Origin of the sequence: Halomonas sp. B23F22_20 (assembly GCF_043496985.1) — a bacterium.
Classification (GTDB): Bacteria; Pseudomonadota; Gammaproteobacteria; order Pseudomonadales; family Halomonadaceae; genus Halomonas.
Genome location: NZ_JBIEKH010000043.1, coordinates 1 through 8,474, shown reverse-complemented (window position 1 = coordinate 8,474; position 8,474 = coordinate 1). Strand labels below are relative to the sequence as shown.

The window sequence follows — 8,474 nt, the reverse complement described above, 5'->3', positions numbered from 1 at the left end:
GCGGTGATCAGCCGATGGATCCGCTACTACAACGACGTACGGCCACATCAGTCTCTGGGCTATGTGGCTCCCCGAGCACACCCAGCATTAGCCGCGTAGGGTGAGCAGAAACTAGGGGGTCATTACAGTCCTCCGTTGCCGGGGAGGACGTCATGAACGCCGCTGTCGGAGGCGGGCCAGGCCGGCGCTCAGCTTTCGGCAGAGTCGTGGATAAAGCCCATCCAGCAGGCGCATCACCAGTATGAAAAGGCCCGTGATGGCCAGTGGCAGGGTGGCTTGCATGCTGGGTTCATTGATGAGCACGTCCCAGGGGCGTGGAGCGAGGTCGTTGCGGCTTATGTCACCGTAGCGGCCGATGGCCAGCGACCGCCCGCTGGCGTGACAGGCCAGGTCGATGCCCTTGCCTTCCAGGGCCTTGCTTTCCACCGAGAACAGGCAGGTGAAGAGCGCCGAGTCCTCCTGCTCTGCTGCGGCCGGCGGGCTGACGGCTCCGCCTCGCACGCTGACGGTGTCGCCGAGGTGCAGCGGGGCCCGCATCAGGGTGTAGATCTGCTCCGAGACCAGCCGCCGACCGACCACCGCGACCTCGCCGTGGCGCATGAGCGGTGGAGAGGCGGGAGTGGTGGGTTGATAGGGCTCGCCGCCGATGTGCCCCAGTCCCTTGAGGGTGCCATTGAGTGGCGACTCGCCGATGTCGACCCTCAGGGTGGCTTCCCGTAGCGCCAGGGGCTCGGTGAGGCTCGTTGGTTCTTCGTCGTCGCCACAGTTTGGATGACGCGATGCGCTGGCGTGTGGGGGCATGGGGAGATCGCATGCCAACGGCTCCAGCAGGACGGCCGGAAGTCGCGAGGCATCGGGTGGATCGCCCGACCGGGCGGGTTTGATCTGGATGTCGAGGGGGCCGGCGCCCTGACGGGTAAGGGTGACGGCGGCGTTGGGGCCGATTTCCAGATAGCCCAGGAAGTCAGAGGGCTCCGTGTCGGGCGCCTCGCGATCGAGGGGGATCAGCGCATCCGGAGGTCGTTCTTCGCGTGCTGCTTCCACCTGGTAAAGCAGCCGAGCGTGGCCCAGATACCACCTCGTCCCGGTGAGTTCGGTGGTAGAGAGCTCGAGGACCTCGCTGTTGGCGTCGATATAGAAGGCGTAGGGGCGCTCAAACAATTGGGTGATCAGATGCAGGATCAGCGGGATGGCGGCCAGGGTCACCACCAGGGCGAGCAGGGTCTGGCCGACGGGGCGCTCCGCCATGCCGCCGCCCAGCCAGGCGGCCTGGACGCCGCGCCCGGCATTGCCACCGGACGGGCGGGGGATCCTCACAGTGCAAGCTCCACCGGCACCTGGCTGGCCAGGCTGGAGCCGCGGCGACGGACAAGCAACGTTTCCTTGATCAGGGGATCGCCCTCGCGCCTGAGCCGCGCGATATCCAGCCGGCAGGCGGCATCGTAGGCGATACGCTGGGGGGCCTCGATGGGCTGGCACATCACGCCGAGTTGGCGTCTCTCGCCCTCGGGGGCCTCGACCAGGACGGCCAGCAGGGTCTCCAGCCGGCTGCTGTTGGCCAGCACGCTGAGCGTCTGCGGCGCCGAGAAGGACCGCCAGGCGGCTACCAGCACGGCCTCTCGCGGGGTGGCGGGGCTGCAGTCACTCTTGAGTTCGGCCAGCACCGCCAGTCGGTGGGGCGGCGGGGTCTGGTCATACTGCGTGTAGTACTCGGGCTTGCGGGTCACGAAATCCACCGGCATGGCTTCGGTATTCTCTGCCTCGCGTTCCTCGAGTCCGGAACGCCGAGCGACCAGTCTCTCCAGCGATACGTCCAGCAGGCTGGTGTAGTGGCCGTCGCGGGAATTGAGCGAAATGCAGATGCGATGTCCCTGGATGTCCAGCCCATCGGGCAGCCAGAGGTATAGCCGCTGCGTTTGATCATCGCCGTCGGGATGCCCGCTGGGCTCGGCCATCACTCCCATCAAGGTACGCCCGGAAACGTCGACCGCGGGCTCGTAGCCTTCATTGAGGATGCGTGCTTCGAGCGCGAACTCGACGGCCTCGGGCGTCTGGGCCTGGGTGGCCGAGACGGTGAGCAGCCCGGCCAGCAGGGCGGCGGCAAGGGTGGCGCCATTCATGACAGGCGGATCCGGAAGGGCAGAGTCGAGCGGTTGCCGCCGGCATAGTCGTCACCGCTGCCTCGGCCGGTGATGGCGCATTCCAGCGAGCCCATCAGGTCGACGCCATTGAGCTCGCTCAGCGCCAGATGGCAGCGGAAGTATCCCGCATCGAGCTGCAGTCGCCAGCCGCCGCGGGTGAGTTGCCCGATGAAGTTGCCGTTGCTGAATTGAGCGCTATCGAACCTGCCGGAGACCTCGTCGCTGGCGGTGTCGACCTTGAGCTCCCTGAGCAGCAGCTCGCGCCAGACGCCGTAGGTGTAGGACTGGGCCTGGGACGGATCCATGGGTTCGATCAGCTCCACGGCGAGGAACTCGCGTTCTTCGATCAGTTGGCGCAGGCCGGCGGTCTTCAGGCGGTCGTCGTCGCCGCTGAAGGCGGCCTCCATGGCCATGCTGCGCAGTACCGGATCTTCGTCTTTCATGACTTCTTCGAAGACCGCCAGGCGCACCGAGGCACTCTCGTCGGCGAGCAGGTTGCGCACCTGGTCGAGCATGGCGGCACGTTCCTGGGCCGCTTCGAAGCGGCTTTGATCCATGGCCATGGCGGGAGTCGCGCATAGCGCCAGGGCCAGGGCAGCAAGTCGTTTGTAGGGCATGGGATTCTCCTGATTGTTGTGGTTGTGATTCGGGAGAGTGCCGAGGCACTAGGGGGAGGTGGTATCCCGGACGCGCACATAGCCCCCGGGGACTTGCCACCAGGGGCGGCTTTTGACCTTGGCCCTAAGTTCTACGCTTTGCCCGACTTCCAGCCAGCGCACCGCCGGTGACCAGGGGGAGGGTTCCTCTCGCACCGCGGTACGCGCGGTGGCCATGACCTGGCCGCGGCGGGGTTCGAGGGGGAGGGTGCTGGATGGCAGCCGCGTGCCACCCACGGCAAAGAACTCGCCGATGCGTTGGTTGAGAGCATCTTGTCGGTAGGCGCGAATGGCGCCCATCTCGGTACTGAGTACCATGCCGACCGGGCGACCCTCGAGCAGCAACCTCGATCCGCTGACGCCCTTGAAGGCCTCGTTATTCGGCGTCAGCAGGCTGACCTCGACATAGCGGTCGTCCAAGGCGCTGAATCGCACGGCGTGCGACTCCAGGCCACCGGTGTCGCGTACGCGCAGGATAACCCCCTCACGACCGCGGTTGACCGCTTGCCGTAGAAGATCGTCGAGGGATTCATTGAGCGGCCAGCCCATGCCGCAGGGCATGCGCCCCTCGGCTGCGACGCGGATGACTGCGATGTCGTCGCCGAAGTCGGTGAGTGGCTCCGCCGGGGCGCGGATGCGTTCCGCGTTGATCACGCTGAGCCCCATCCCCAGCCCGACGACATGCTGGGGAGTGATGGCGAAGCATTCGCCACCGCGGGCCCTGAGAGTACCTTGCCCCTGTTCTACCCCTTTCACCAGCACTTGTTGTTGTGCGGCGAGCGGTAGGCTGATGCCTATCAATAGCCCGCCGATCAGCCCTGCGCGCAGCATGCCTCGCATCCGGTGCCTCCGCTCTCTCGTTCCCTGTATCCAGCGTAGCCATGTTCCCCAGCGCATGCTGTTGGTCGGGTCTGCCCGGGTAGCAACCGAGGTGCTTGAAGGCAACGTGCGCCTTGCTTCCACCCGCATGACAAAGCCCCCGAGCCGGTCCGCCGGCTCGGGGGCTTGTCGTGTTGGCCCGGTTGTCATTTTCTGAAGACGACCGCACCCAGCGACGGTTCAGCGTGACGTAAGATAAGTGACTCATTATGCGGCATAATTTTGACGGTCCGAGATTCCCGACGCCCACATGTCAAATGATCTAACGTATAGGTGATGTGTATGGCATGCTGGTTGTTGGCATGCGGATATCCAAGGCGAATGGTGCCAAGCCATCGATTTCAAGGTGCTGAGCGGCCATCGGCACGATGATGGCCGTTGGCAGGCTGGTATTTGGTTTTATGAACGACGTCCTACAAAGCTTGTTTCAGTTGTTCGAATCTTCGCCCGTTCTTGTCGCGGCCTATGATGGCTTTGACAGACTTCGGTATGCCAACGAGGCGTTTCGATCGTCCTACTTCATCGAGCCGGAAGAGACACCTTTCTGGCCTGATCTGATGAGGCGCAACCACTACGCCAAGCGAGGCACCGTCATTCGCGCTGCGGACTTCGAAGAGTGGCTGCTTTCCACTCAGTCGCGCCGGGGAAAGGTCGGCTTCAGAGCCTTCGAAACCGATCTTTTCGATGGTCGCTGGCTCTGGATGACAGAGACGGTCCGGGAAGATGGCTGGATGCTGTGTATTGCCACCGATGTGACGGACCTGAAGGCCAGCACACGTGAGGTTCGCCAGGACCGGGACCTGGCGATCAAGGCCTCATATACCGACGAGCTGACCGGAGTGGCGAACCGCCGGTTCGTGACGGCTCGAATCGAGGACTTGCTGCAGGGGCAAGTCACCGATCAATCGCCATCCCCCGGCTGCCTGTGCGTACTCGATATCGACCACTTCAAGCGCATCAATGATCAGTTTGGCCATCACAACGGTGATCTGGTGCTGAAAGACTTCGCCAAGCGCATCCATCGGCTCGTGAGGCGCACCGACTGCTTTGGCCGCGTCGGGGGGGAGGAATTCGTCCTGACGCTTCCGGCCACTTCCCTCGAGCAGGCCAGGCTGATCGTCGAGCGGATGCTCGTCGGTGTGCGAAAATCGCGACCCCTCAAGGATAGGCCGGACTTCAGGTACACCTTCTCCGTGGGCGTTGCGGCTGCGCAGCCTGGAGATACGGCGATCAGCTTTTTTTCGCGCGCGGACCGAGCCCTTTACAGGGCCAAGCTTGCCGGCCGAGATCAAATTCACATGGACGATGCCTCGTCCGATCGACCATGGCAAATAGGATGATGGCCACAACAACCTGGGCTGATCCGTCTCACCAAGCACTTAGTTCAAGCCGCTGGCGTTTCCTCCGCATGACAGAGCCCCCGAGTCGGTTCGCCGGCTCGGGGGCTTATCGTTTGGTGCGTGGTGAGAGAGTCGGGCGGCCGACGTCGGCCGCTACGGCCGGCTGACGATCAGCGCGGCATTCACGCCGCCGAAGCCGAACCCGTTGCACAGGGTGTGCTGGATGGCGTGCGCCCGCGACGCGTGGGGCACGAAGTCCAGGCCCTGCATGTCCTCGTCGGCGTTGTCGAGGTTGAGGGTCGGGGGCAGCCGGCCCTGCATCGTCGCCATGGCGGAGAAGATGCCCTCCACGCCGCCGGCGGCGCCGAGCAGATGGCCGGTGGCCGACTTGGTGGCGGAGATCGGCACTCCGGCCAGGCCATCGCCGAACACGCCCCGCAGCGCGGCGATCTCGGCCCGGTCGCCGACCGGCGTCGAGGTCGCATGGGCATTGATATGGTCGATCGCCTCGGGGGACAGGCCGGCCATGTTCAGGGCCGCCCGCACGGCGGAGGCGGCGCCGGCGCCGTCTTCCGGGCCGGCGGTGATGTGGTAGGCATCGGCGCGGGTGCCGTAGCCGCTCAGCACGGCCAGGGGCGTGGCTCCGCGGGCCTCGGCGTGGGCCAGGGTCTCGATCACCATCACCCCGGCGCCTTCGCCCATGACGAAGCCGTTGCGGTCCCGATCGAAGGGGCGCGATGCCCGGCTCGGGTCGTCCTGTTCCGTCGACAGCGCCTTCATGGCGTTGAAGCTGGCCAATGAGAGCGGATCGATGCAGGCCTCGGCGCCGCCTACCACGGCCACCTCGGCCTCGCCGCTGCGGATCAGCCGCATGCCATCGCCGATGGCCTGCAAGCCGGCGGCGCAGGCGGTGACCGGGCAGCCCAGCGGCCCGCGGAAGCCATGGCGGATCGACACGTGCCCGGCGGCCAGGTTGGCCAGGAAGGCTGGCACGGTGAACGGCGAGAGACGCCGGTGGCCGCGCGTGGTCAGGGTGGTCTGGGCCTGGGTGATGGTGGGGAAGCCGCCGATGCCGGAACCCACGATCACCGCGGTGGTGTCGCGGTCCGCCTGCCGCGAGGGAAACCAGTCGGCTTGGGCCAGGGCCTCGTCGGCGGCAGCCATGGCGTAGAGGCTGAAACGCTCCAGCTTGCGACGCTCCTTGGCATCCGCCACCCGGTCCGGGTCGAGCCCGGCGTCGGGGTCGTCGGCGATGTCCGGCACCGCGCCGGCGACCTTGATCGGCAGCTCGCCGGTATCGAATCGGGTGATCGGGCCGATGCCCGAGCGGCCGGCGACCAGCCGTTCCCAGCTTGCCTTGACGCCGCACCCGAGCGGGCTGATCATTCCCATGCCGGTGATGACGAGAGGGGACTGCATGGCGCTTTACCTTGCGGTTTGGGGTTTTCGCCAAGCTAGCACCGGGCAAGATATGATCAAGGTAATATTCAGTCGCGTGACGACGAGGTTGCGATGCCTTACTCGGCAGCCCACAAGGCGAATTCCCGGGAACGAATCCTCAAGTCGGCCATCGAGCTGTTCAGTCGCCGGGGCTTCGAGAAGGTCTCCATCGGCCAGATCATGAAGCTGGCCAGGATGACCCATGGGGCCTTCTATGCGCACTTCGCCTCCAAGGAGGCGCTGTATCAGGCCTCGGTGCAGGAGACCCTGGAGAGCAGCCGGGCGGCCAGGCTGGTGAAGGGGCCGCTGTCGGTGAAGCACCTGACGGACCTGGTGGCCAACTGCTGGAACCTGCAGGAGCTGGAGCGCAAGCGAGCCCCCGGCCCGGAATCGGTGCTGTTCAATGAAATCGGCAACGAGAACGCCGAGATTCGCACCCTGTTCGAGGCCTCCTACCTGCGCGTGAAGAAGATGCTGGAGACCCGGCTCATCGCGCTGGGGCGCTTGAAGAAGCTGCCGTTCGAGCCCGATCGCGAGGTCATCGCCGAGAAATCCCGCGCCATTCTCGCCTCCTTGGTGGGCGCCGTCGCCATCGCCAAGAGCCTGCCCGAGGAGGCGGAGCGTCAGCATGTCCTGAATGCCGCCCAGCGCCATATCCTGGGAATGCTCGGCGTCGAGGAGAGCGAGATGGAGGATATGGTGGGGGCGGCGCGCGCCGCCTTTTAGGCTTGTTCTCCCCGCATGGAAAAGCCCCCGAGCCGGTCAGCCGGCTCGGGGGCTTTTGCGTCTTGGGTGCCGTGATGCCTTGGAAGCCGCTACTTGGCGGCCAGCGCCACGCTCGCCTTCGAGCGGTTGGGTCGGCCGATGGCCTGGGTGATCCAGTGGCCGGTCTCGGCGAGCTTGTCCAGGTCGATGCCGCTCTCGATGCCGAGGCCATTAAGCAGGTAGGCGACGTCTTCGCTGGCCACGTTGCCGGAGGCGCCCTTGGCATACGGGCAGCCGCCGAGGCCGGCCACGGAGCTGTCGATCACCGCCACGCCTTCCTCGAGCACGGCGTAGAGGTTGGCGAGTGCCTGGCCGTACGTGTCGTGGAAGTGGGCGGCGAGTTTGTCCATGGGGATGTCGCGTGCCACGGCCTCCAGCATGCGCTTGGCCTTGAGCGGGGTGCCGGTGCCGATGGTGTCGCCCAGTGAGACCTCGTAGCAGCCCATGTCGAACAGGGCCTTTGCCACCTCGGCGACCTTGGCCGGCGCGATCTCACCCTCGTAGGGGCAGCCGAGCACGCAGGAGACGTAGCCGCGCACGCGCACATTGGCCGCCTTGGCGCGCTCGAGCACCGGGGCGAAGCGCTCCAGCGATTCCGCCACCGAGCAGTTGATGTTCTTCTGAGAGAAGGCCTCGGAGGCGGCGCCGAAAACCGCCACTTCCTCAACGCCGCATTCCAGCGCGGCCTCGAGGCCCTTGAGGTTGGGCGTCAGTGCCGAGTAGACGATGCCGTTGCGGCGCGTAAGGCCGGTCATCACCTCGCGGTGGTCGGCCATCTGCGGCACCCACTTCGGAGACACGAAGCTCGCCGCCTCGATGTGGGCGAGGCCGGCGGCGCCCAGGCGGTCGATCAGCTCCAGCTTGGTGGCGGTGGCGATCGCCTCGGGCTCGTTCTGCAGCCCGTCGCGGGGGCCGACCTCGACCAGGCGCACGCGCTTGGGAAATGCCATGGGTTATCTCCTGTCTTGCTCATGACGGGCGAGGTGCAAGGCAAGAGGGGCAAGGCAAGAGGGGCAAGGTGCGAGGTGCGAGGGGCAAGGCAAGAGGGGCAAGGTGCGAGGTGCGAGGGGCAAGGCAAGAGGGGCAAGGTGCGAGGTGCGAGGGGCAAGGAAACCCCTTGGTTCGCACCTCCGCCGCGATCATCCTGTCTGCCGAACCTCGAACCTCGAACCTCGAACCTCGAACCTCGAACCTCGAACCTCGAACCTCGAACCTCGAACCTCGAACCTCGAACCTCGAACCTCGAACCTCGA

At 65.7% G+C, this 8,474-nt stretch carries 9 protein-coding genes; 3 read left to right on the top strand and 6 right to left on the bottom strand.

The genetic code is table 11. The features are described from left to right. The first annotated feature begins 3 nt into the window (after positions 1–3). Positions 4–99: an integrase core domain-containing protein gene (locus tag ACGTN6_RS20270; RefSeq protein WP_394591451.1), complete on the top strand. Its 96-nt coding sequence runs from the start codon at positions 4–6 to the stop codon at positions 97–99. A 51-nt stretch (positions 100–150) separates the two neighbouring features. On the opposite strand, the gene ACGTN6_RS20265 is transcribed toward ACGTN6_RS20270, so the two are convergent. The 4 genes from ACGTN6_RS20265 to ACGTN6_RS20250 are packed head-to-tail and all read right to left on the bottom strand — an operon-like array spanning position 151 to position 3,628. Beyond that, positions 151–1,317, bottom strand: coding sequence for a hypothetical protein (locus ACGTN6_RS20265; RefSeq protein WP_394594833.1), 1,167 nt, complete (start codon positions 1,315–1,317; stop codon positions 151–153). Next, a complete protein-coding gene (locus ACGTN6_RS20260) occupies positions 1,314–2,120 on the bottom strand; it encodes a hypothetical protein (protein ID WP_394594831.1) in 807 nt (268 codons plus the stop codon). The genes ACGTN6_RS20265 and ACGTN6_RS20260 overlap by 4 nt, the downstream gene beginning before the upstream one ends. Further along, on the bottom strand, positions 2,117–2,758 hold the full coding sequence (locus ACGTN6_RS20255) for a hypothetical protein (protein WP_394594830.1): 642 nt from the start codon (positions 2,756–2,758) through the stop codon (positions 2,117–2,119). The genes ACGTN6_RS20260 and ACGTN6_RS20255 overlap by 4 nt, the downstream gene beginning before the upstream one ends. Positions 2,759–2,806: 48 nt before the next feature. Continuing rightward, entirely contained in the window at positions 2,807–3,628 is an 822-nt protein-coding gene (locus tag ACGTN6_RS20250) for a hypothetical protein (RefSeq protein WP_394594829.1), read from the bottom strand. Between the two features lie 449 nt (positions 3,629–4,077). On the opposite strand from ACGTN6_RS20250, the gene ACGTN6_RS20245 reads away from it, so the two are divergent. Then, a complete protein-coding gene (locus ACGTN6_RS20245) occupies positions 4,078–5,016 on the top strand; it encodes a GGDEF domain-containing protein (protein ID WP_394594827.1) in 939 nt (312 codons plus the stop codon). A gap of 153 nt (positions 5,017–5,169) precedes the next feature. Here the strand turns inward: ACGTN6_RS20245 and fabF are convergent, their stop codons facing one another. Then, positions 5,170–6,435, bottom strand: coding sequence for a beta-ketoacyl-ACP synthase II (gene fabF / locus ACGTN6_RS20240; protein WP_394594826.1), 1,266 nt, complete (start codon positions 6,433–6,435; stop codon positions 5,170–5,172). A gap of 93 nt (positions 6,436–6,528) precedes the next feature. Here fabF and ACGTN6_RS20235 point away from each other — a divergent pair, with 93 nt between their 5' ends. Continuing rightward, positions 6,529–7,182 carry a TetR/AcrR family transcriptional regulator gene (locus tag ACGTN6_RS20235; RefSeq protein WP_394594825.1) on the top strand — a complete coding sequence of 218 codons (654 nt, stop codon included), beginning with the start codon at positions 6,529–6,531 and terminating at the stop codon, positions 7,180–7,182. Between the two features lie 89 nt (positions 7,183–7,271). Here ACGTN6_RS20235 and ACGTN6_RS20230 read toward each other — a convergent pair whose 3' ends face one another. Next, the gene (locus tag ACGTN6_RS20230) at positions 7,272–8,171 is read right to left on the bottom strand and encodes a hydroxymethylglutaryl-CoA lyase (RefSeq protein ID WP_394594824.1); all 900 of its coding nucleotides are present in this window, start codon (positions 8,169–8,171) and stop codon (positions 7,272–7,274) included. Positions 8,172–8,474: the final 303 nt, after the last annotated feature.